This window comes from Exiguobacterium oxidotolerans JCM 12280 (assembly GCF_000702625.1).
Lineage (GTDB): Bacteria > Bacillota > Bacilli > Exiguobacteriales > Exiguobacteriaceae > Exiguobacterium_A > Exiguobacterium_A oxidotolerans.
Window position 1 is genome coordinate 3,006,189 of the sequence record NZ_JNIS01000001.1, and the last position, 20,180, is coordinate 3,026,368.

24 protein-coding genes and 1 pseudogene are annotated in these 20,180 nt (G+C 47.5%); 13 read left to right on the forward strand and 12 right to left on the reverse strand.

Features of this window, described 5'->3' with window-relative positions; all coding sequences use genetic code 11:
- Nucleotides 1-148: 148 nt before the first annotated feature.
- Together P403_RS0115470 and P403_RS0115475 are read left to right on the forward strand one after the other, a co-directional pair.
- Nucleotides 149-1,219 (forward strand): GGDEF domain-containing protein, encoded by a 1,071-nt coding sequence (locus tag P403_RS0115470; protein WP_051667441.1) that lies wholly within the window; start codon nt 149-151, stop codon nt 1,217-1,219.
- Between the two features lie 13 nt (nt 1,220-1,232).
- Nucleotides 1,233-1,694 carry an NUDIX domain-containing protein gene (locus tag P403_RS0115475; protein ID WP_029333595.1) on the forward strand — a complete coding sequence of 154 codons (462 nt, stop codon included), beginning with the start codon at nt 1,233-1,235 and terminating at the stop codon, nt 1,692-1,694.
- 102 nt (nt 1,695-1,796) lie between these two features.
- Here the strand turns inward: P403_RS0115475 and P403_RS0115480 are convergent, their stop codons facing one another.
- Together P403_RS0115480 and P403_RS16185 are read right to left on the reverse strand one after the other, a co-directional pair.
- Nucleotides 1,797-2,204: an NUDIX hydrolase gene (locus P403_RS0115480; protein ID WP_029333596.1), complete on the reverse strand. Its 408-nt coding sequence runs from the start codon at nt 2,202-2,204 to the stop codon at nt 1,797-1,799.
- A gap of 30 nt (nt 2,205-2,234) precedes the next feature.
- Nucleotides 2,235-2,759, reverse strand: a pseudogene (locus P403_RS16185) (HAD-IIIA family hydrolase).
- A gap of 402 nt (nt 2,760-3,161) precedes the next feature.
- Here P403_RS16185 and P403_RS0115490 point away from each other — a divergent pair.
- Together P403_RS0115490 and P403_RS0115495 are read left to right on the forward strand one after the other, a co-directional pair.
- Nucleotides 3,162-3,749 carry a GNAT family N-acetyltransferase gene (locus P403_RS0115490; protein ID WP_029333597.1) on the forward strand — a complete coding sequence of 196 codons (588 nt, stop codon included), beginning with the start codon at nt 3,162-3,164 and terminating at the stop codon, nt 3,747-3,749.
- Complete coding sequence (locus P403_RS0115495) at nt 3,746-4,225, forward strand: GNAT family N-acetyltransferase (protein ID WP_034801325.1); 480 nt, start codon at nt 3,746-3,748, stop codon at nt 4,223-4,225. Before P403_RS0115490 ends, P403_RS0115495 begins: the two co-directional genes overlap by 4 nt.
- 91 nt (nt 4,226-4,316) lie before the next feature.
- On the opposite strand, the gene P403_RS0115500 is transcribed toward P403_RS0115495, so the two are convergent.
- Entirely contained in the window at nt 4,317-5,369 is a 1,053-nt protein-coding gene (locus tag P403_RS0115500; protein WP_029333599.1) for a C45 family autoproteolytic acyltransferase/hydrolase, read from the reverse strand.
- Between the two features lie 165 nt (nt 5,370-5,534).
- Here P403_RS0115500 and P403_RS0115505 point away from each other — a divergent pair, with 165 nt between their 5' ends.
- A complete protein-coding gene (locus P403_RS0115505; protein WP_029333600.1) occupies nt 5,535-7,241 on the forward strand; it encodes a methyl-accepting chemotaxis protein in 1,707 nt (568 codons plus the stop codon).
- 88 nt (nt 7,242-7,329) lie between these two features.
- Here the strand turns inward: P403_RS0115505 and P403_RS16480 are convergent, their stop codons facing one another.
- Both P403_RS16480 and P403_RS0115515 read right to left on the reverse strand, forming a co-directional pair.
- Complete coding sequence (locus tag P403_RS16480; protein WP_084157683.1) at nt 7,330-7,914, reverse strand: VanZ family protein; 585 nt, start codon at nt 7,912-7,914, stop codon at nt 7,330-7,332.
- Nucleotides 7,915-8,356: 442 nt separating this feature from the next.
- Nucleotides 8,357-8,536 carry a hypothetical protein gene (locus P403_RS0115515; RefSeq protein WP_029333602.1) on the reverse strand — a complete coding sequence of 60 codons (180 nt, stop codon included), beginning with the start codon at nt 8,534-8,536 and terminating at the stop codon, nt 8,357-8,359.
- A 191-nt stretch (nt 8,537-8,727) separates the two neighbouring features.
- On the opposite strand from P403_RS0115515, the gene P403_RS0115520 reads away from it, so the two are divergent.
- From P403_RS0115520 to P403_RS0115540, 5 genes are all read left to right on the forward strand, one after another.
- The gene (locus tag P403_RS0115520; RefSeq protein WP_029333603.1) at nt 8,728-9,276 is read left to right on the forward strand and encodes a GNAT family N-acetyltransferase; all 549 of its coding nucleotides are present in this window, start codon (nt 8,728-8,730) and stop codon (nt 9,274-9,276) included.
- The gene (locus P403_RS0115525; RefSeq protein ID WP_029333604.1) at nt 9,273-9,515 is read left to right on the forward strand and encodes a hypothetical protein; all 243 of its coding nucleotides are present in this window, start codon (nt 9,273-9,275) and stop codon (nt 9,513-9,515) included. The genes P403_RS0115520 and P403_RS0115525 overlap by 4 nt, the downstream gene beginning before the upstream one ends.
- Nucleotides 9,516-9,609: 94 nt before the next feature.
- Entirely contained in the window at nt 9,610-9,918 is a 309-nt protein-coding gene (locus tag P403_RS0115530) for an ArsR/SmtB family transcription factor (protein ID WP_029333605.1), read from the forward strand.
- 94 nt (nt 9,919-10,012) lie between these two features.
- Entirely contained in the window at nt 10,013-11,317 is a 1,305-nt protein-coding gene (locus tag P403_RS0115535; protein WP_152638931.1) for an arsenic transporter, read from the forward strand.
- Nucleotides 11,318-11,329: 12 nt separating this feature from the next.
- Entirely contained in the window at nt 11,330-12,994 is a 1,665-nt protein-coding gene (locus P403_RS0115540) for an FAD-dependent oxidoreductase (RefSeq protein ID WP_029333607.1), read from the forward strand.
- Nucleotides 12,995-13,369: 375 nt separating this feature from the next.
- On the opposite strand, the gene P403_RS0115545 is transcribed toward P403_RS0115540, so the two are convergent.
- The 3 genes from P403_RS0115545 to P403_RS0115555 form a co-directional block, all read right to left on the reverse strand.
- Complete coding sequence (locus tag P403_RS0115545) at nt 13,370-14,017, reverse strand: hypothetical protein (RefSeq protein ID WP_029333608.1); 648 nt, start codon at nt 14,015-14,017, stop codon at nt 13,370-13,372.
- Between the two features lie 11 nt (nt 14,018-14,028).
- A complete protein-coding gene (locus tag P403_RS0115550; RefSeq protein WP_029333609.1) occupies nt 14,029-15,387 on the reverse strand; it encodes an alkaline phosphatase in 1,359 nt (452 codons plus the stop codon).
- A gap of 208 nt (nt 15,388-15,595) precedes the next feature.
- Nucleotides 15,596-16,132: a GNAT family N-acetyltransferase gene (locus P403_RS0115555; RefSeq protein ID WP_029333610.1), complete on the reverse strand. Its 537-nt coding sequence runs from the start codon at nt 16,130-16,132 to the stop codon at nt 15,596-15,598.
- Nucleotides 16,133-16,284: 152 nt separating this feature from the next.
- On the opposite strand from P403_RS0115555, the gene P403_RS0115560 reads away from it, so the two are divergent.
- Entirely contained in the window at nt 16,285-16,701 is a 417-nt protein-coding gene (locus P403_RS0115560) for a GNAT family N-acetyltransferase (protein WP_029333611.1), read from the forward strand.
- 12 nt (nt 16,702-16,713) lie between these two features.
- On the opposite strand, the gene P403_RS0115565 is transcribed toward P403_RS0115560, so the two are convergent.
- Together P403_RS0115565 and P403_RS0115570 are read right to left on the reverse strand one after the other, a co-directional pair.
- On the reverse strand, nt 16,714-17,190 hold the full coding sequence (locus tag P403_RS0115565) for a hypothetical protein (RefSeq protein ID WP_029333612.1): 477 nt from the start codon (nt 17,188-17,190) through the stop codon (nt 16,714-16,716).
- The gene (locus tag P403_RS0115570) at nt 17,187-17,396 is read right to left on the reverse strand and encodes a helix-turn-helix transcriptional regulator (protein WP_029333613.1); all 210 of its coding nucleotides are present in this window, start codon (nt 17,394-17,396) and stop codon (nt 17,187-17,189) included. Before P403_RS0115570 ends, P403_RS0115565 begins: the two co-directional genes overlap by 4 nt.
- Before the next feature lie 197 nt (nt 17,397-17,593).
- On the opposite strand from P403_RS0115570, the gene P403_RS0115575 reads away from it, so the two are divergent.
- The gene (locus tag P403_RS0115575; RefSeq protein ID WP_029333614.1) at nt 17,594-17,773 is read left to right on the forward strand and encodes a hypothetical protein; all 180 of its coding nucleotides are present in this window, start codon (nt 17,594-17,596) and stop codon (nt 17,771-17,773) included.
- A 49-nt stretch (nt 17,774-17,822) separates the two neighbouring features.
- Here P403_RS0115575 and P403_RS0115580 read toward each other — a convergent pair whose 3' ends face one another.
- A complete protein-coding gene (locus tag P403_RS0115580; RefSeq protein ID WP_029333615.1) occupies nt 17,823-19,010 on the reverse strand; it encodes an MFS transporter in 1,188 nt (395 codons plus the stop codon).
- 30 nt (nt 19,011-19,040) lie between these two features.
- Nucleotides 19,041-19,619 carry a TetR/AcrR family transcriptional regulator gene (locus P403_RS0115585; protein ID WP_029333616.1) on the reverse strand — a complete coding sequence of 193 codons (579 nt, stop codon included), beginning with the start codon at nt 19,617-19,619 and terminating at the stop codon, nt 19,041-19,043.
- A gap of 273 nt (nt 19,620-19,892) precedes the next feature.
- On the opposite strand from P403_RS0115585, the gene P403_RS0115590 reads away from it, so the two are divergent.
- The gene (locus tag P403_RS0115590) at nt 19,893-20,180 is read left to right on the forward strand and encodes a hypothetical protein (RefSeq protein ID WP_029333617.1); all 288 of its coding nucleotides are present in this window, start codon (nt 19,893-19,895) and stop codon (nt 20,178-20,180) included.

The window sequence follows — 20,180 nt, forward strand, 5'->3', positions numbered from 1 at the left end:
CAATATAATTTGTAAAAAGAAGGAATAATTAAAAGATAACCCGAATACTGTACAAAAGTTTACAAAAATTCGATGATACCTGTTTAAAGATACCGTAACTTTATTTTTCGTTGGGATACATGAAATGAGATGAAGGGCTGGAGATGTTATGTTTATTAATTTGTTGACCAATGCATGCATTGCTTTTACAGGTTTGTATTTAATTTCAAAAATTATAAACTACTCCACGCAGAAAATTGTTCTGAAACAGTTTGTGATTGGTGGTTTATCCGGCTTGCTCGGAATTTTTCTCATCCATAAGGGTTTCACGTATGCCGAGACTGTGCGGATTGATTTTCGATATCTATCACTCATCCTCTTAGGGTTTTATCAATTAAAGTCGCCTTTAATTATTTCTGCGATAATCATATCACTCTATCGATTTACGTATGGCTTCAACTTTCAATCCGTTATCGCGTGTTGCGCGATTTTCTTAATTGTCTTCGGCTTTTTGTTGCTCTATAAAATTGAAAAGATAAATGGAAAATCTTTTCTACAAGAAGTAGCACTGAATACGTGGGCCGTAGTGATTGCCATCCTTGCGATTTTTATTAACAGTGAATTCAGCGTAGACGCTTTAAGCGTCATGGGAATGGTTTTCATCATAAGCTTATTTATTGGTATTTTGATAACTTTACTCAATCTGGATATCCATATCATGAACAGTCGTATTAACGAATATAAAACATCTTCCGAAACGGATCATTTGACAGGGTTAGCTAACAAAAGATCCTGGGAGATTGAAATCCACAAAATTGCCTTGATTGATAAACCTTGTAATGTATTGTTACTTGATATTGATCACTTCAAAAAAATAAATGATACGTATGGCCATGTCAAAGGAGACGAGATTTTACGACAATTTTCGGTTTTACTCCTTAATGAAACGCGAGAACTCGATGTAAAGGCTAGAATCGGAGGAGAAGAGTTTGGAATTTTAATAGCTGATTTAAGTAGTAGTGAAGCATATGGAGTTGCCGAGAGAATTCGGGAAATCATTTCAAAGAACTCATTCAAACTGACTGATGGGACTAAAATCCAAATTTCGACATCAATCGGAATTGCTAACGGTCGTTCAAAAGATATTCTTCAGTTGATAGATCAAGCCGACCAATGTTTGTATACTGCGAAAAGTAGAGGGAGAAATGTATCCTGCATGTACGAATTGATTTCAATGTAAAAGGAGATATTCAATGAGACAGTCTAAAATGAATACAAAAAAAGAAATCCCGACTTTCGGACTGAAGCAGGAAGGGATGCATTATCAAAACAAGCCGAGCGTCTATGCCGTTGTGTTCGATAAGAGACAACAAAAGTACCTAACCGTTCGGACTAATTCACAACATTTTTTCCTTCCCGGGGGTGGGATGGAGGTCGGTGAATCACCGGAGCAAGCACTTCACAGAGAACTGTTAGAAGAGACGGGTTACACGATTCGTATCGAAGCACCGCTTGGACGGTCCAAACAGCATTTGATAGCACCAAACGGGGAAGCGCTCCTCAACGATGCGTTCTTTTACGAAGTAACGTTACTCGAGTTGACACAAGCGGCAGTCGAAGTGGATCATCATATGACGTGGCTTAGTATTCAAGATACGGATAAGTTATTTCATGCGCATCAGGCATGGGCGGTCAGGAAAGTCGTCAAACGTTAACTAACGCTATCAAAAGAATTATTCCGTAAACAAAGGCATCCATCGCTCGGAATCATCCGGCGCGGTGAATGCCTTACTTAATTGTGGAGATGCTGCTACGGTTTAAAAAGGGACAAAAAAGGGTTGTTCCGCTTCGTTTAATACTTTGAGGATTCGTTCCCGAAAGTTTGACCAGGTCACCATGTCTAGAACTTCTTCTAAACTGAAAAAGCCAACTGCTAAACTTTCGCTGCTCGTTTGCGGTGTACCACCAATTGCTTTTGCCAGCCAACAGGTCGCACACACCTGCTCGCTGACGTTTTGATAGATGCCACAAAATCGAATCACTTCAATGTCAATACCGGACTCTTCTTTCACTTCCCGGATGATTCCGTCTTCGATGGTTTCACCGAGTTCAATAATGCCACCCGGAAATTCCCATCCGCGTCGTGGTCCTTTGATGAGCAGGATTTTTCCTTGTGCATCAAGAACGACGGCACCTGCCAAAAGTGAATGTCTCGGATATGTCATGGTACACCTCCTTTAAAAAATCGTCCTGTTTTAATTTTGCATTAACCAGTGGACGGCATCCGGTAAATCTTCAGCAATGTAATCGATGGAAAGCTTCTCCATTTCATGATGATGGTCGCGTAACGAGACTTCGCCAGCCCCTGTCCGGACTAAAATTTTAAGGCAACCTGCTTTTGTTGCCGCGAGCATATCCGTCCAACGATCGCCGATGACGACACAGTTTTCCAAAGTCAAATTATGATCTTTTTGTGCTTCCGATAACATACCGATATCTGGCTTCCGACACGGACATCCTTCATGTGGATGGTGGGGACATATGTACACATCATCAAAACCAAACCCGGTCAGTTCCCGTTGAAAGTCGTCGATCGTTGCTACCCCTTTCGAGATGCCGGGCTGATTGGTGAATGAGAACAATTGGATTCGAGATTTTTTCAAGCGGTTGATTTCTGAAGCGGTATACGGAAACAGTTTAAATTCTCACGGGTAGTGAATGGTAGAGTCGCCTCCGATGGTACCGTCCCGATCTAAAAATACGGCTTCTATGTTTTTCATCGTGTATATCTCCCGTCATGAATGTAGTCAGTACGTCACTCCATGCCATTAAACATGCTCATTTTATAACAAATGAATCAGTTTAGAAGAAAAATGAACGCATTAAACATAGTCAAATACGCTAAACATACTCAAAATCATTCAAAATGAGTATGTTTAGGCAGAAATGAGTTAGTTTATGAATTGTCGTCTACCTGTTTAGTTATTCCATTAAAAGCTGCCTGTTCCTTTTTTTTACATTATAAGATTGGTGACAACTAACTTGAAATATTTTTACTGTAGCCCGGCTAGAAAAGTCGAAATGATAAATCCTTTGTTTGATTGAAAACAAAGGATCAAGCAGGTATTTTAACGCTTAACGTCTAAAGTATAACTTTAGACGTACATAAGGAGTGAAAGATCATGTTTACCCATCAGATCACAGAACGACTCGGATTAAAACTGATTGAACGGCAAGATGCCGACGCGTTATATACGTTAGTCGACGCCAACCGGGACCACTTACGGGAGTGGCTCGGCTGGGTCGACGGGGCGACGGGAGCTGAAGTCTACCGTGAGGAAGTGATTCCGATCTGGCTGAAGCAATATGCGGACGGGGACGGTTTCGCTTGCGGGATTTATTATGACGGAGCACTGGTCGGAACGGTCGCCCTGCACGAAATCAATCAAACGTTATGCCAGACATCGATCGGTTATTATGTGACGGGAGACGGGCGTGGAAAAGACTTGATGATTGAAGTCGTTCGCTTCATTACGGCATACTGCTTCACTACACTCGGCTTGAACCGAGTCGTCATTGAATGTGCGGCCGGCAATACACGGAGTCAACGGATTCCCGAGCGGCTCGGATTCGTCAAAGAAGGAACGTTACGGTCGGCAGAACGGCTTTACGGAGAATTCCATGATGTCATCGTCTACGCGATGCTTGCACAGGACTGGCAATCGAAAACGACACAGGTCGAACAAACGGAAGTAGGGCACAACCGATGACAAATATCCGCTTTGAACCGATGACGGAAACGATGTATCAGACGTATTTACCGACGGCAATTGAAGAGTACGCCGCGGAAAAGGTGAAAGCCGGCACATGGGTGGAAGCGGAAGCGATCGACCGGTCGACGACTGAGTTTCGTCAACTCTTGCCGGATGGACCCGCGTCAAAAGACAATTATCTTTTTTCGCTCATTGATGAGGTGACGGCTGAACCGGTCGGGATGATGTGGTTTCATGTCGTCGAAAAGAAACAGGGACGGACGGCATTCATCTATGATTTTTCGGTTGATGCACATCACCAAGGAAAAGGCTACGGGCGACAGGCGATGGTCGCACTTGAACAGGTCGCACGGCGGATGAACATCAAAATCATCGGGCTACACGTCTTTGCCCACAATACGCGGGCGATCAAACTGTATGAATCGTCAGGATACGCGACGACGGATCTCCATATGGAAAAACGATTGGATTAATTGAAAGACATCTACTCAATAATGCATTCTAAATAAAAGCACGAAAGCAACTGTACCAGCTGCTTTCGTGCTTTTTGTTAGTTAAATGCGTTCAGCGCCACGTCTGTAACGTGTTCGCAAACTGGATGTCGGTCTCAAGTTCTCCTTCGATGCGTTTCAGAGCAAAGTCGTTCCCGGCCAACCAGTCGCGGAAATCGAACTCAACCGGCTCTTGGTCACCACCGAGTGCGAACCAGACCTTCAAGTCCTCCGGAAAGTACGCCGACGTATGAATCGTTCCGGCCCAGTGGGAGTAGAGCTCGGAAAAGACCCCTTTATCGGTATCGTTGAGCAGACGGAAGGCAGACTCCGCATCCTGAATCAAGTGCTGGTGCGACTTCATTTCCATCATCCGTCGTTTCGAGTCATCGAGATGGAACCGGTTTTCGTGTTGCAGTAAATCAAAGTGGTTCGTACAGAGATTCGTCTCCCGGACCTCGATATCGCGTGCCGTCGCTTCGATGACGAACGAGCGCGCCGACTTGTCGTGAACGACGTAGGTGAAAGAACCGCGGTGCGGCAATTCCTTGACGAGCGAAATCGCGTCTTCGACCGATGTACATGTCTCAAGGATGATCCGACCAATCATGAAACTGACGAACCCGTCTCCGGGACGTCGCCGATTGATGAAGTTGTAGCCCATCGCAAGACCGTGTTCATTCATCCCGTCCATCCGACCGGTCACGCGTGACGCGGGACCGATAATGGCAGACCCGCCGTCGGTCGGTTGAAAAACGGAAAACCGTCCGTCATACGTCATCGGATGATAATCATAATTGCGGACTAAAAAATTATCGCCCGTCATGATGGAACAGCCACTTTTCGGTCCTTCGACACGGTAATGACCGAAGTGAAGCAATGTGTCTTCAAGCGATAGTTCGAGTTCATCCTGAAGTCCGAGGATTTCATCCCACATATGGGGGACGTACCGTAAGAACATTTCTTTTGTTTCGGTCGGGTCGACCTGAAAGCGCGGAACGCGGATCTTCCAATTGTCTTCCCGGTTATGGAGCAATTCATTTTGTTTGACGTACCGTCCTTGTTCGCGACCGAACTCGTAATGGGTGCCGCGAAACTGAGTGATTTCATTAGCAACCTGTTGCATGACGACTCATCCTTTCTGCTTCTCGTACTGCCGATTATACCGAACGCACAGGCAAAAGTCGTAATCGGCGCATCCATGAGAACACATTACGCGCAAAATCATTTCGACAAAAGGAGTCAAACATTTCCTCATTTTACCGATATAGAAAGGTGAGGGGGAAGAAGAATGAAAAATTTAACAGTACGACAAAAGATTCAAGTATTGATTGCGACAGCGATCGTTGCGATGGTCTTGATTGCAGGTGCGAGCATCTACTTCTTGAATCATTTAGCGAATGCATCGGAAGCGATGTATGAAGAGAACCTGATCCCGGTCCAGGAGGTCGGACAAATCCGGATTGATACCCGGGCACTTGATTCATTTCTTGCCGAGATGATGTTGACGAAAGACCCGGCACGGCTCGAGGAGTTAGAAAACCAAATCGACCAACGGCAAGCGCAAATCCGGACATCGGTCGATAAATTCGAACGGACGGCAAACATCGGTCCGCGTGAAGCAAAACAGCTGGAAGAATTAAATGATTACGTCATCGCCTACGATAACGGACTCAGTACGATTCAGAGTCTGGCGGTTGAAGGTAATAAAGAAGAAGCCTATCAAACATACTCTACTGGCCTCGAACAAGTTCGTGATCAAGTTGCCGATACGGCAGCCAGTTTGATGAAATCGATGACGAATCAAGCGAAGTCGATCAACGAACAAAATCAGGCAGAGAAACAGACAGCCTTTTACTTAATGGCGGCAATTTTCATCGGATCGTTGCTTTTGTTTGCGATTTTAGCGATCTACATCATTCGTTTAATCACGCGACCGATTCGTTCTCTCCAAGACTGGATGGAACAGTCGGGTGATGGTGATTTGACGGTACGTGGTGATTACAATTCAAAAGATGAACTTGGTCAATTGACAGCATCGTTCAATACGATGACGGAACAGTTGCATCATGTCATCGTCGAGATGACGGGCACGTCGAATCACGTCGCGAAAGCATCGGACGAACTGAGTGCGAATGCGGAAGCGACGACGAAAGCGACGGAACTTGTCGCCGTGACGATGGAAGAGATCGCGAGCGGATCGACGCAACAACTAGGTCAAGTCTCGGGCGCGTCACGAACGGTCGAAGAATTGACGTCCGGCATTCGCCAAGTTGCCAGTAACGCACAACAGATGTCTGACGTGACCGGCGACGCGATGGGGAAAGTCGAGCAAGGCAGTCAAGTCGTCGACAAGCTCGGTCGACAAATGGAACAAATCAATACGGATGTCACGGAACTTGGACAGGTCATCGTCGGACTCGGTGGTCGCTCAAAAGAAATCGGGCAGATTACGGCATCGATCACGGGCATCGCCGCGCAGACGAATTTACTTGCCTTAAATGCAGCAATCGAAGCGGCACGTGCCGGTGAGCAAGGACGTGGATTCGCCGTCGTCGCAGCAGAAGTCAAGACGCTCGCAGAGCAGTCGGCGATTGCGGCAAAACAGATCGAAGGATTGATTCAAGTCATTCAGCGGGAGACGGAACATTCCGTCGTCTCGATGGAGAAAGTATCAGGCGAGATGACGAGCGGGATTCACGTCGTCAGAGCAGCGAGTGATTCCTTCAAGGAAATCGAGCGTTCGATCGTTGACGTGACCGATCAAGTCGAAGAAGTGTCCGGTGCCGTACAAGAAATGGCAGCGGGCAGCGAACAAATCGCGGCCGTCATGCGTGAAATCCAGGGCGTCACGGAAAGTGCTGCTGCCGGAACGGAGAATATTTCAGCGTCGACGGAAGAACAGATGGCATCGATGCAGGAAATTTCATCGGCCTCGCAGTCGCTTGCGACGATGGCAGAGGACTTGAAAGGGCTAGCGGATCGGTTTCAAGTTTGAATCGATGTCGGATCGTGAACGATAGGATAATACAAAAACGACGGATGCGACGCTGTTACAGCGAAAGCAGTCCGTCGTTTTATATTAGTTACGAAATTTTAGTTTTATCCGTTTGCTTCAGGAACGGGTTGGGCTTCGTCAGAATGAATCGGACAACCATGTAAGCGACGAACATACCAAGCAGTCCACCTAGCGTATTCAGCAATAAATCATCGATGTTGAAGGTACGGCGGAACAGCAGACCGGCATAACTGAAGACAAATTGCAGCGTCTCAATCACAAAGCTCGTCAGAAAAAGGAGCAGCAACCCATTTGTGAACCGTATTTTGAAAAGGACTACAAGATAGACGCCGAGCGGCAGGAACAAAAGGAAGTTATAAGCAGTCAACTTTACTGAATTCCAAAAGAACCAATGGCCTTGCTGTCCTGCAATCATCCAATCGTTGATAAAGTGGAAAGGGTGCAACTGAATTTCGATTGATCCCGCTTGCGGAGGTAAAGAAACGAAACCGATCGTCAAGTGGGCGACGACAATCGCGTACACAAGAAAGCTGTACATGATACTTCTTTTACCTAATTCATTAAATGCATGTCTTCTGAAATCAAATCCAGCATACATCAATAATCCGAGTAGTCCGAGCAGGGTGAAAACGGGGAATGAGATGGATGGCATATGATGCTCCTTTACATAGTTGAACTACCTCCACCTACGCTACGCTAAGAGGTGGAGGATTCCTGAGTTATCCGACCTATCGGTCGAAACTTTATCAGGCTACCCCCGTCGTCCCGACGGTTGAGAGTTAATCTTGTCAGTTTTTTTACGCGGATGCCTACTTTGCTTGGTTTTCGCTACTTCGGTCATCCGCAAGGTGAACGTTGAAGATTTTACGTGACAGACGAACTCCCTGTCACAACCCTATATCTTCAGTTTTCAAAGAACATGACATTGATTTTATTCCTGATTTTGAGTGTTTTTAAACCAAGAATGTCGTGCAATTGACGTGTCTCAAGACACGTCTTGTCCGAAGGCGATTCATCTCCCACCTGCGCTGGGCTTCGCCCTGAGACGCTTAGAGGTGGGAGTATTCTCGCCTGATTTTGATAAATCGTCGCCCTTAAGATTGAACGCGTTTCGTCTTTTTTTGTTTCCATAACATCAATGCGATGATTCCTGTCGCGATAAGATAAAACACACCATAGAATTGCTGCATCAAATAAGGCAGATCAAACAGATGGATGATGCGAAATCCAGCTACAAGCATGAGGCATAAGATGAATGCTAGTTTTGTATTCAAACACATCTACCTCCTAGACTATTGAATCTGTGAAATGGGAATAAAAGACCAAAAATAGGATAACGCAACAAAAACCCATTCGTCTTTCATTATTAGGAATTAACATTGTTTTTGTGGAAAAAGCAGGGATTTTGAGTGAGAGTGCCGTAATATGCGTTTAAGGACAGTAAATAAAAATCGGAGGAATGAATATGACTTTTCCTGTTTTACAGACGGAACGATTACAGCTCGTCGAGGTAACGGACGACCATGCGGAAGCATTATTTGAAATCTTATCGGACGAGGCGGTGACTAGGTTTTACGGCATGGACCCGTTGACATCTGCCGAACAAGGAACCATGATCGTCAAGTCGTTTGATGACACCTATAAAACAAGACGCGGCATCCGCTGGGGGATGGTCGACAAGGAAACCGGAGCGTTCATCGGGACGATCGGCTTTAATCACTTGAGTGAATACAGCAAGAAAACAGAAATCGGTTTCGAATTAAGTCCCGCTTATTGGGGGAAAGGCTATACATCGGAAGCGGTCCGGGTAATTTTGCGGTATGCGTTTGAAGAACTTGATTTATTCCGTGTCGGAGCCGTCACCTTCCCGGATAATGTCGCGTCAATCCGTCTCCTCGAAAAACAAGGGTTCGTTCAAGAAGGCAAACTGCGGGGTTATCTCTATCAAGGTGGACGTTCGCATGATGGGTGTTTGTTTTCGATAATTCAACCGGACTGGGTGGTGCAATCATGAAAACACCGCAACGGTATTTCAACATACTTGGACTTTTCCTGATGGGCGGTATTTTTTTAACACTGGTGACGATGCCGGTCGCGATTGATAAAACCGGGCACCTGCACATCGACCGGACATTGTTTTTACATGATGAAAAATTGTTGTCCTTCACCGTCTTCTTTTTGATTGCATTCGCGCTTTATTTTTTGGTCGTCAATCTACCGGCGTTCACATCCTTTACACAGAACAAAAAATAATCTTTTAAAAATCATTGAATAACGAGCTAGTTATATAATAGACTGGTTATGTTAGAACACGTGGCATAGGAAAAGAGGAGGAGGCGAGGGGCCATTGAACACAGACGTCGAAACAGTCAGTGCCTATTTGAAATTGCTGAGTGACGGAATCCGGCTTGATATGTTGAATCGCCTGCAAGAGCGTGAACACTGTGTCTGTGATTTCGTCAATGTGTATGGCATATCCCAGCCGGCAATCAGCCGGCATTTGAAATTATTACGGCAAGCGCACATCATCTTGGAACGACGCGATCGTCAGTGGATTCATTTTCGGCTTAATCCGGACCATTCACACTATGCACTGCTCGTGACGATTTTAGAAACACTCGAACGACCGTCCTTGACGGAAGGAAATATGTGCTGACCGGAAAGGTCACTTTTCGGTTGGTCGACAGCGTCCTTATATAACAAGATTGTTATGTGAAGTTGCTGAAATTAAAATTTTTTATAGAAATGAAGTGACGATTTTGACTGGAACACACGTACTTGCGATTGGAATCTTTTTAATCACGTTATTTTTAATCATCAAACAACCAAAAGGTCTCGGGATCGGTTATTCGGCGATCGGGATGGCCATTATCGCCTTGCTGACCGGCGTCGTCAATCTGGACGATGTCGCGACCGTTTGGGGCATCATCTGGAACGCGACGTTTACCTTTATCGCCCTGATCATCATCTCGCTGATTTTAGACGAGATCGGCTTCTTTGAATGGGCCGCCTTACATATGGCACGAATCGCCAAAGGCGGCGGGTTGAAATTGTTCATCTACATGACGCTGCTTGGGGCAGGGGTCGCTGCCTTGTTCGCAAATGACGGCGCCGCGTTGATTTTGACACCGATCGTCCTCGCGATGGTCCGGCACTTAAAGTTACCGGATTATGTCGTCCTCGCGTATGTCTTCGCGTCCGGATTCATCGCCGATACGGCAAGTCTGCCGTTCGTCGTTTCGAACCTCGTCAACATCGTCTCGGCCGACTTCTTTGACATCGGCTTCACAGACTATGCGGCGCGTATGGTGTTCGTCAACGTCTTTGCGGTTTCCGGGAGCTTACTCGTACTTTATCTTTATTTCCGTAAGAGTATTCCGAAGACTTATGACGTGACACAACTCGTCGCACCACGCGCGGCGATCAAAGATCAGCGAATGTTCAAATTATCATGGGTGGTCCTCGTGCTGCTTGTCGTCGGTTACTTCACGAGTGATTTCATCGGGATTCCCGTCAGTCTCGTTGCCGGCGTCATCGCCTTATTCTTCTTACTGATGGCCCGCCGTTCACCAAGTGTCCCGACGAAACAAGTCATCGCCGGTGCACCATGGGCAATCGTCTTCTTCTCACTCGGGATGTACATCGTCGTTTACGGGCTTCAAAATGCCGGTCTGACGCAACTTTTAGCGGACATCATCGATGGGTTTGCGACAAATCTCGCCGCTACGACGTTCGGGATGGGCTTCCTCGCTGCCATTTTATCATCGATCATGAACAACATGCCGACCGTGATGATTGATGCACTCGCGATCGATCTCAGTCAGGCAACAGGATCGATCCGGGAGGCCTTGATTTATGCCAACGTCATCGGCTCCGACTTAGGTCCGAAAATCACGCCGATCGGGAGTCTTGCGACGTTACTTTGGTTACACGTCTTACGGACGAAAGGTGTTAAAATCGGGTGGGGACAATACGTTAAGATTGGAACGATTTTAACGGTTCCGACGCTTGCAATCACCTTACTCGGTCTTTACATCAGCTTGTTACTTTACTAAGGGGGATTATTCATGAAACTACTCATCATCGGTTCAGTTGCTGCCGGAACATCGGTCGGCGCGAAAGCCCGTCGGAACGACGAATCATTACAAATTACGATTTATGACCGCGATCAAGACATTTCATACTCGGGATGTGGGATTCCGTATTTCGTCGGCGGTGAGATTGAAGACATCGATACCTTGACACCGCGTGACGCGGCGTTCTTTAAAAAACGTTACAATATCGACGTTAAGACCCAACATAAAGTCGAATCAATCAATCATCAGACGAAGACGGCGACCATCTTAAATGGCGTAACGGGTGAACGCTTCGAGGATACGTACGATACGCTGGTCCTTGCGACAGGAGCGTCAAGCATCATCCCGCCATTCCCCGGTGTTGACAAACGAAACGTCTTTTCCGTCCGGAACGTCCAGAACGCCGGAGCGATCCGGTCGTACATCGAGCAACACGATCCGAAGACGGTCACGATTGTCGGTGGCGGATTCATCGGACTTGAGATGGCGGAACAGTTGACGTACCGCGGCATTACCGTCACGCTCGTCGAACGGTTACCGCAAGTCATGCCGCCGCTTGATTTTGATATGGCATCACGTGTCGGCGATCATCTTGAAAGTAAAGGCGTCCGGTTGTTGTTAAATGAATCCGTCACGGCATTGACGGGCGAAGGCGACGTTGAGCAAGTCGAACTCGCGAGCGGAAAATCGATTGCGGCGGATTTCGTCATCCTCTCGGTCGGCGTCAAACCGAACACGGAACTGGCGACGCAAATCGGCGTCACACTCGGTCAGACGGGGGCGATTGCCGTCAATCCGCAAATGCAGACGAACGTGAAAGATGTCTACGCCGTCGGAGACGTCGCAGAGAGCTTTTCCGTCATTACGGGCGAAGCAATCTATCGGCCGCTTGGCTCGACAGCAAACAAGATGGGCCGGATTGCCGGGATGGTCATCACCGGGGAAGAGGCAGCACACCGCGGTATTCTCGGGACGGGCATCTTCAAGGCCTTCGATTTGACCGTCGCCCAGACCGGCTTGACGGAAAAAGAAGCCCTGGCAGCCGGATACGATATTGAGATTTTACACAACATTAAACCGGACCGCCCTGAGTACATGGGCGGAAAGGACATGGTCATCAAGGCGGTTGCTGACCGTGAAACGGGACGGGTCCTCGGAGCACAAATCGTTGGACCGCAAGGCGTCGACAAACGGATTGATGTCCTCGCGACGGCAATCACCTTCAAGGCGAAGGCGGAAGACTTATTCCATCTTGATCTTGCTTATGCCCCACCGTTTTCGACAACAAAAGATCCCGTCCTCTACACGGGGATGGCACTCGATAACGCGATTAAAAAGACGGCCCGTTTAGTGACGCCGGAAACATTGGTCGAGCAAACAGCGACGGAGGAATCGATTCAAATCATCGATACGCGGTCGAAAAAACAATTCGAAAAAAATCATGTCGACGGCGCGGTTCATATCCCACTCGGCGAACTGCGGGCGCGGGCTGCGGAACTCGATCCGTCCATCCCAACGGTCGTCTATTGTAATAAAGGCGTCACCGGCAATGCAGCGCAAAACGTGCTCAAGAATCTCGGGTTTACAGATGTCTGTAACTTGTCCGGTGGAAATACGAACTATCAGCACCTGAAGCATTGTTTTCCTAAGAAATAAGCGCAAAAATCGCATAAACAGGAACCACGCTCCGTCTGACGGAATGTGGTTCTTTCAGCGTGCAGACAAACTATTATGAAGCGTGAATATGCTATACCGAGAGGCAATTCGTTCGCGCTTTCCTGTCTCGCCTCGTCTTCAAAGCGGCAATCTTCCGCGCCGCTACAGCAAAGCTGCAGGGTCGCGACCGATTGCTTTTCGCTTTAAAAGCGATTCGAGACGGATTGCGCTCTAAACGGTCTTCATGCCCGGCTTGCGCCTCGCCCGAGGAAAGCAACGAAAACAGACGCGCGATCTCCCGATAGCACTTTGTCTACAGTCTGCAAGAACCACGCTCCGCTAGTCGGAACGTGGTTCTTTGTCTTGTCTGTTGATTTAATCGTGTAGCGTCACTGTGAAAGGTTGACCTTTTTTAATGACCTGCTGCTTCGCATCAAGGACGTCACTCGTCAAAAACTCCAGTGTTTCAACGGGACGTTCCGTGATGAAACCGAGGTTGCCGCTGCGCTGTTCCGATGGTTCGTATGTTCCGGCCAATGCTTCGAGGTACAGGTCATCATCAATTGTTTTTTCTGTCGATTGATTGATTTTTACATGCGCAACCGGATTGAACGTGACCGGTTGCTTACTCGTATTCGTAATCGTGACGCGCGTCTTCACCATATCGAACGCTTCTTCATGAGTGAAGCCGTGAAAGAAATCAATCATCGCGTAACTCGGACGGGTCTGAATGACTTTTACTTCCTCGATCGTCATATCAATCGGTCCAATCGAGTGAGTTTGTTTGACGGACTGGATCTGTTGTAACGTCAATTCACCTTTGTCGTCACGAACCGTCTGATTCCGTTTCGTCAACATCCGGTCGTCCGGCAATTGCGGGTTCGGCACATAGACGTCCGTCTTTTCAAGTGCGACGGAGGTGTGCGTGACGGGTGGTGCCGGCACGGCTTGTTGGTCTACTGAAGAATCGCTACATCCGGCGAGGATAGTTCCAAACGTGATTGAGAGCAGGAGTCGCTTCATGATGGACCTCCTTATTTATTCTTTTTCAAGAGATCAAAAATGATTTTGGCGTGATCCGTATTGTCGACTTGTCCGGCAAACCGGTCTTTAGCCGGTCCATAGGCATAGACAGGAACATCTTCTCCCGTATGTCCGCCGGTCGTCCAGCCCGTGTGCGACCGTTGATTGAAGATTTCTTCAATCGCGTTATCGACGTCTGTCATTTTCTTAGAGGCAGCAGCTCGTTCGACCGAAGTGAATTCCTCTTCCGTCAAAGCCAATTTTTGTTGATCGATGTACGTCATCAAGGTCTTGCGGACATCGGCGCCGGAAACGATTTTTTCAGCCATGAAGTCGGGTGTTTTCTTTGCTGCTTTAATCGGCTCGGCGAACCAGTTATAAATCCCGTCTGCCCCGATTGAATAGCCACCCGTCGAATGATCGGCCGTCGCGACGACGAGCGTATGCTTGTCCTTTTTCGCAAAGGCGATTGCCGCTTTAAACGCCCGTTCGAAATCTTCCATTTCACTCATCGCGCCGACGATGTCATTATCATGTCCGGCCCAGTCGATTTGACTCCCTTCGACCATCAGGAAGAAGCCTTTTTTGTTCGTATCGAGTCGTTTAATCGCCGCATTCGTCATTTGCTCCAATGAGGGAACGGTATTTTCGCGGTCGATTCGTTTCGGTAAACCGCCATCGGCAAACAGACCGAGGACTTGCTTGTTGCGGTCGGCATTCAATTCGTCAAGATCCGTCACATAACCGTAGCCGTCTTTTTTAAAGGCTTTCGTCAAATCGACATCCGGACGGACGAAGTTGGATTTACCGCCGCCGAGTAAAACGTCAATCTTATGTTTCCCGTTAATCCGTTCCTTAAAATAATCATCTGCGATCGCATTCATGTTTTTCCGATTTTCGTCATGGGCACCAAATGAGGCGGGTGTCGCATGGGTAATTTCTGACGTCGCGACGAGTCCCGTTGATTTACCGCGTTCTTTCGCCGCTTCAAGGACGGTCTTGACTTCAGACTTATCGTTGCCGACGGCAATCGCTGCGTTATAGGTCTTGACGCCGGAAGACATCGCGGTTGCAGCCGAGGCAGAGTCAGTAATGTTTTGTGCCGGATCTTCCGGATAGGTCATTTGCTGACCGACGAGGTACTGGTCGAAGGCTGTTTTTTCGGCAACGGTCGTCGTCGGATCATTTTTTAAGTAGCGGTGTGCCGACGTATAGGAAACACCCATCCCGTCACCGATTAAAAAGATGACGTTGCGGATTTCCGACGTCTTCTTGTATTTGCTTTTGGCATCGGCATCCGGTGTCGATACCATCGTGCTGAGCGATAAGGTCGATAGGGCGAGAATCGGGATCAGTCGTTTCAGTTTCATGATAATTCCTCCTTGGTCATTTAAAGTAAAGTATGTATTGCCTACATTCATCATCCTACTGAAAGAATATGAACGGAATATGAGAAAATTGTAAACAATTATGAAGAGGTAATGACAAGGAGCTAAGAAAAAGAAGTTAGTATGTCTTACGAAACAAATTACGAAAAAACTAGTCAGCGAGGTCGCTGACTAGTTAGTGTGAAGCATATTAATCGAGGAGTAACCCCATCAGAATCGTATCATAATACAAACCGTCCGCAAGCAGTCGGTCATGCTTGAGCCGTCCTACGACTTGAAACCCGGTTGTCTGATACAAACGAACGGCCCCTTGATTCGTCTCGACGACGGTCAATTGAATCTTTTGCAGTTCGACCGACCGTGCCCAGTCAAGTGTCGTCTGTAAGAGAGCCCGCCCGATGCCTTGCCCCCAAAAGTCACGGACGACCCCGACGCCGAAGTCGGCTTTATGTGCGAACCGACGCAAGGGGAAACCGACACAGCGGGCATAACCGACGAGTTGTCGATCCACTTCAGCGACGAGCAGGGAGTGGGGAATACCGGTCTCATGCTGAATCAATTGCAGAAATCCCTTTTCATCAAGTACGTCTTCGCCCGGGAATCGGTCAAAGTGGTCCGTTTCTGCATCGAGTCTCGCGCGCAGTAAAGCAAGCTGTCGTGCATCCGTAGGGTCTGCCGGACGAATCGTGTACGTTACAGATTGAATGTTCGCGTCAATTGGATCCATCATCTTCGCCTCCAAACTAGTAGAATCAAAATCGCTCCCCTTAAGGATGCCATAAATAATTTAAAAATGTAAAGTATTTCCATTAAGAGAAACAAAGATTGTCTAGATTGACACATGATAGACTAGAAATAGATTGGAAAGGATGGATGGAGATGGAGATAATTCAAAACGGTTCGACGGAGGACCGCGAATACATTCGCCAACAATTGATTGGCTTCAACAAAACAAAAGTTCCACTGTCGGTTCAACACGAGACGGAACAAATCTGTTTTCTTTTAAAGGAAGATGGCGAAATTAAAGGCGGGTTGACGGGTGAATACGGCTGGAACCATGTCCACGTCTCTTTTTTGTGGCTCGACGAGTCCGTCAAAGGCGGCGGATACGGCAGCAAATTATTGAGTATGGTCGAAGCCTATGCCAAAGAACGTGCCTGCAGTAAAGTCATCCTCGACACGTTCAGTTTTCAGGCACCCGGCTTCTATGAAAAAAACGGGTACGTCGAATACGGTCGCTTGGACGATCATCCGGTCGAAGGGATGACGCAATACTTCTACAAAAAATTAATGTGAATGAATTGTCCCTTATTTCTTATAGTAGTAGATCCAGGCTGACATATAGGATAGTGTACCGATTGATAAAACAGCAGCCAGTGCATAAAACGGGAAGGTGGGGAAACGAGCGCTGAAATAAGGATAGGCTATGAAGGACACCATGACGACGGGAATCGAGACTAAAAATGAGACGTAAGCAATTCGGGTCGCCTGACCTGTAATGAAGCGCTCGCGTTCATCGTTATCGGAAAACTCTGGTGTTGTTGTCGACCAGCGTGAAAAACCAAGTGTTTTATTCGTCCGTGAAAAATAACCGAGACTGGTCAATAAAACCAGCAACAAAACAATCGGTAAGATGATCGACAGGTCGAGACTCAAGTTGAAGCCTGTTCCTTTAAGCGGATCGTCCTGAAAAACAACAATCTGACGGGCGATGGAGCTGAGTAAGACAGCAGCTAAGACATACAACAGGACATTAGCGATTGATTGAATGATGACACGTTTCAAGGTGATTCCTCCTCCAGATAAAAGATGTCTTCGATTGGTCGGTCGAAGACCCGGGCGATTTGCATCGCCAGTAACAAGGACGGGGTGTAGCTTCCTTTTTCGAGTGAGATGACGGTCTGGCGCGTGACACCGATCAAATCAGCGAATTGTTCTTGCGTCCAGTCCGTTTGGCGGCGTAATGCTTTGACACGATTCGAGAGTTTCATCGGAACGCTCCTTTCCTTCATGAGTTCATTGTATAGTTTGTTTTACATTTTGTAAATCTGACTATACTTTTTATTTTTTTCGTCTCATTTATCGAAAATTCGTGGAGTCTGACTAAAACAGAATAGTCTGACAACTTTCGGGTAATATGTACTTTATCACTTCGACGGCATCGGGACAGAAAAAGGGGGGAAATTAAATGTTGCCTGAATGTATTCCGGATCAAAGGGAGCTCTCACGCCGCATGCGCATCGTCAAAACGTTACGGAAGCTTGGAAAAACCGATGAAGCCATCGCAAAATCATTATATGTCCCGGTCGAGTGGGTCAGGTCAGTCGATGATGATTATGTCAGTCCAGCGTTTCAGCAATCATCTTAATGCATGAAAAAGAAGCGTCTCCTTCAGTCTAGGAGACGCTTCTTGATGTTCACGATGACAGTTTCGTTGCGCCCGAGTCGACCGACAGTTTCGGTTGACGCCAAAAGAACGTCAAGATGATGCCGACCGTCAGGACGATCGTCGCGAAATAAAACGGGTAGTTGAGGTTGATATCAAACAGGAGTCCACCCGCAATCGGTCCGAGGATGTTCCCGACACTCGTAAACATCGAGTTCATCCCGCCGACGAAACCTTGTTCATCACCGGCAATCTTCGACAGATACGTCGTGACGGCAGGACGCATCAAATCGAAGCCGACGAAGACGACCATCGTCACGAGGATGATTGCGAAGTAACTCGTCACATACGTCATGACGAGGACGAGGGCGGTCGATAAGATTAAGCTGTAACGGATCAGGCGGATCTCACCGAACCAGCGCGTCAAGCGGTCGAACAGACCGACCTGGACGATGACACCGACGATCGCACCGAGAGAAATCGCGAGGGCGATGTCCTTTGCCGTAAAACCGAACTTCCGGTCGACGAACAGGGCGAACAGCGATTCGAACGAGGCGAGGCCGAATGACGAAATCAACAGGACCAAAAAAGCGACGAAATAGAGGGGTGAAAAGATTTTTGAGAAGCCGTTCGCTTGTTTGACAGTTGGCGCATCGGCATAATGACGTTCCGGTTCACGTAACGTGAAGACGGACAAAATCATCGCAATCATCCCGAACGTCGCCGCAAAGAAAAATGGAACCCGCGTCCCGATGTCAGCGAGAAATCCGCCGATTCCCGGTCCGATGATGAAACCGGTCGAGATGGCGGCTGACATATAACCGAGCGCCTTCGGACGCGTCTCGTTCGTCGTGATGTCGGCGATGAACGCCGTGACGGCGGGCATGATGAAGGCGGCGCTGACACCACCTAAGATACGCGAAGCAAACAACACTTCGACCGTCTGTCCAAGCCCGAATAGCAGTTCCGACATGCTGAAGATGAACAGGCCGATGATGATCATCGGCTTGCGTCCATACTTGTCGACGGCACGGCCGGCAAGCGGCGAGAGAATCAGTTGGGCAAAGGCGAACGCCGACACCATATAGCCGACCGTCGAGCCGGAGATGTTCAATTCATTCATGATTGTCGGGGTGACGGGAATGACGAGTCCGATCCCTAAGAAGGCGATAAACAGGTTGAGTAAAAGTGTACCTAAAATGAGTTTGTTGTTTTGCATGATTTGAACCTCAGTTTCTGATTTGATTTCTTAACGGACGAGTCCGCGCCAAAAAATCGGCCAGACGGCAGTGAGTCGTTGTTGATAGGCATCAATCCCGTTATAGACGAGTTCCGTCATCGTCCCTTCCGCAACCGTCAAGTAGGCGAGTGCGCCGCTCGTATAATCATCGGAGTAAAGAATCTGTTCCGTCCGGTCGCGTTCGCGGAACAAGCGTGCTAGATGACGATGGATCGAATCGAAAAACGGATTGATCAACGCCGTCACTTCATGCTCCAGTTTGACAGGTGGGAAATACGCGATGCGAAGAATAAACTTCATTTGGTCGTTTTGAGTGCTTTCCTCGATGAACCAGTCGAAGAATCCTTTTAGAGATGTTTCAAGCGGCAACTGCCATGTCTCGACGAAGTAGGACGCAAGATGTTTTTTTTGTTCACCGAGCGCGTACGCCATCGTCTTTAAAAAGAGGTCGTCCTTCCCGGAATAGTGGGCGTAAATGGATGGTTTCTTGATACCGACTTCCTGGGCGATGTCGTTTAAGGAGGCCCCTTCGTAGCCATGACTCGCGAAGTGACGTAAGGCGGTCGGGATTAATTGTGCAGCTTTCAATTCATTCACCTTCCTAACGGTCGTTAGTTTATAAGGACACTGTAGCATCTGGATTGATGCTTGAACAGGAAAATGCTTTAAAGAATGACTTGAGTAAAATTAAGGGAGTTGCAATAATGGATATTATTGGAGATTGATTTTGAAGAGACATCTGAAATGATGGATGTCATGTTAACCGAGTGAGTAGGAGGCTAATCGTATGAAAAAAGATTACTATCTACCATCTTCACCGTTCTTTTTTTAGCTGGAACGTATTACGGGGTGATATCTCTCTTGTTTAAAGAAGATACATCTGTCAGTTCGTTCCCGATTCCGCGTTTTGCGACGGAGCGAACCGCTACGGACGGTCAACACTACGCGACGCAACTTGCTTCAGAAACAGACGGACCGGGACTCCTGTATGCAGCACGCTTGAAGCATGACGGCTGGAAGAAAGTGAATCAAGAAGGAGCTAAAATTCTCTATCGCAAAGGCGAGACATTCGTTTCGCTGACGACGTTCGACGAGGAGGTATATGTTAAGCCTGTCCGTTTAGTCGAGTTCGAGCGTTTGGAGAATTGA

What these genes read in the sequence shown, in the direction of transcription:
- P403_RS0115500 (WP_029333599.1), bottom strand. Translation starts at nt 5,369, where the DNA reads ATGCAACAGGTTGCTAATGAAATCACTCAGTTTCGCGGCACCCATTAC.
- P403_RS0115505 (WP_029333600.1), top strand. Translation starts at nt 5,535, where the DNA reads ATGAAAAATTTAACAGTACGACAAAAGATTCAAGTATTGATTGCGACA.
- P403_RS0115545 (WP_029333608.1), bottom strand. Translation starts at nt 14,017, where the DNA reads ATGAAGCGACTCCTGCTCTCAATCACGTTTGGAACTATCCTCGCCGGA.
- P403_RS0115470 (WP_051667441.1), top strand. Translation starts at nt 149, where the DNA reads ATGTTTATTAATTTGTTGACCAATGCATGCATTGCTTTTACAGGTTTG.
- P403_RS0115540 (WP_029333607.1), top strand. Translation starts at nt 11,330, where the DNA reads ATGAAACTACTCATCATCGGTTCAGTTGCTGCCGGAACATCGGTCGGC.
- P403_RS0115495 (WP_034801325.1), top strand. Translation starts at nt 3,746, where the DNA reads ATGACAAATATCCGCTTTGAACCGATGACGGAAACGATGTATCAGACG.
- P403_RS0115475 (WP_029333595.1), top strand. Translation starts at nt 1,233, where the DNA reads ATGAGACAGTCTAAAATGAATACAAAAAAAGAAATCCCGACTTTCGGA.
- P403_RS16480 (WP_084157683.1), bottom strand. Translation starts at nt 7,914, where the DNA reads ATGCCATCCATCTCATTCCCCGTTTTCACCCTGCTCGGACTACTCGGA.
- P403_RS0115550 (WP_029333609.1), bottom strand. Translation starts at nt 15,387, where the DNA reads ATGAAACTGAAACGACTGATCCCGATTCTCGCCCTATCGACCTTATCG.
- P403_RS0115480 (WP_029333596.1), bottom strand. Translation starts at nt 2,204, where the DNA reads ATGACATATCCGAGACATTCACTTTTGGCAGGTGCCGTCGTTCTTGAT.
- P403_RS0115560 (WP_029333611.1), top strand. Translation starts at nt 16,285, where the DNA reads ATGGAGATAATTCAAAACGGTTCGACGGAGGACCGCGAATACATTCGC.
- P403_RS0115520 (WP_029333603.1), top strand. Translation starts at nt 8,728, where the DNA reads ATGACTTTTCCTGTTTTACAGACGGAACGATTACAGCTCGTCGAGGTA.
- P403_RS0115580 (WP_029333615.1), bottom strand. Translation starts at nt 19,010, where the DNA reads ATGCAAAACAACAAACTCATTTTAGGTACACTTTTACTCAACCTGTTT.
- P403_RS0115570 (WP_029333613.1), bottom strand. Translation starts at nt 17,396, where the DNA reads ATGAAACTCTCGAATCGTGTCAAAGCATTACGCCGCCAAACGGACTGG.
- P403_RS0115525 (WP_029333604.1), top strand. Translation starts at nt 9,273, where the DNA reads ATGAAAACACCGCAACGGTATTTCAACATACTTGGACTTTTCCTGATG.
- P403_RS0115575 (WP_029333614.1), top strand. Translation starts at nt 17,594, where the DNA reads ATGTTGCCTGAATGTATTCCGGATCAAAGGGAGCTCTCACGCCGCATG.
- P403_RS0115490 (WP_029333597.1), top strand. Translation starts at nt 3,162, where the DNA reads ATGTTTACCCATCAGATCACAGAACGACTCGGATTAAAACTGATTGAA.
- P403_RS0115555 (WP_029333610.1), bottom strand. Translation starts at nt 16,132, where the DNA reads ATGGATCCAATTGACGCGAACATTCAATCTGTAACGTACACGATTCGT.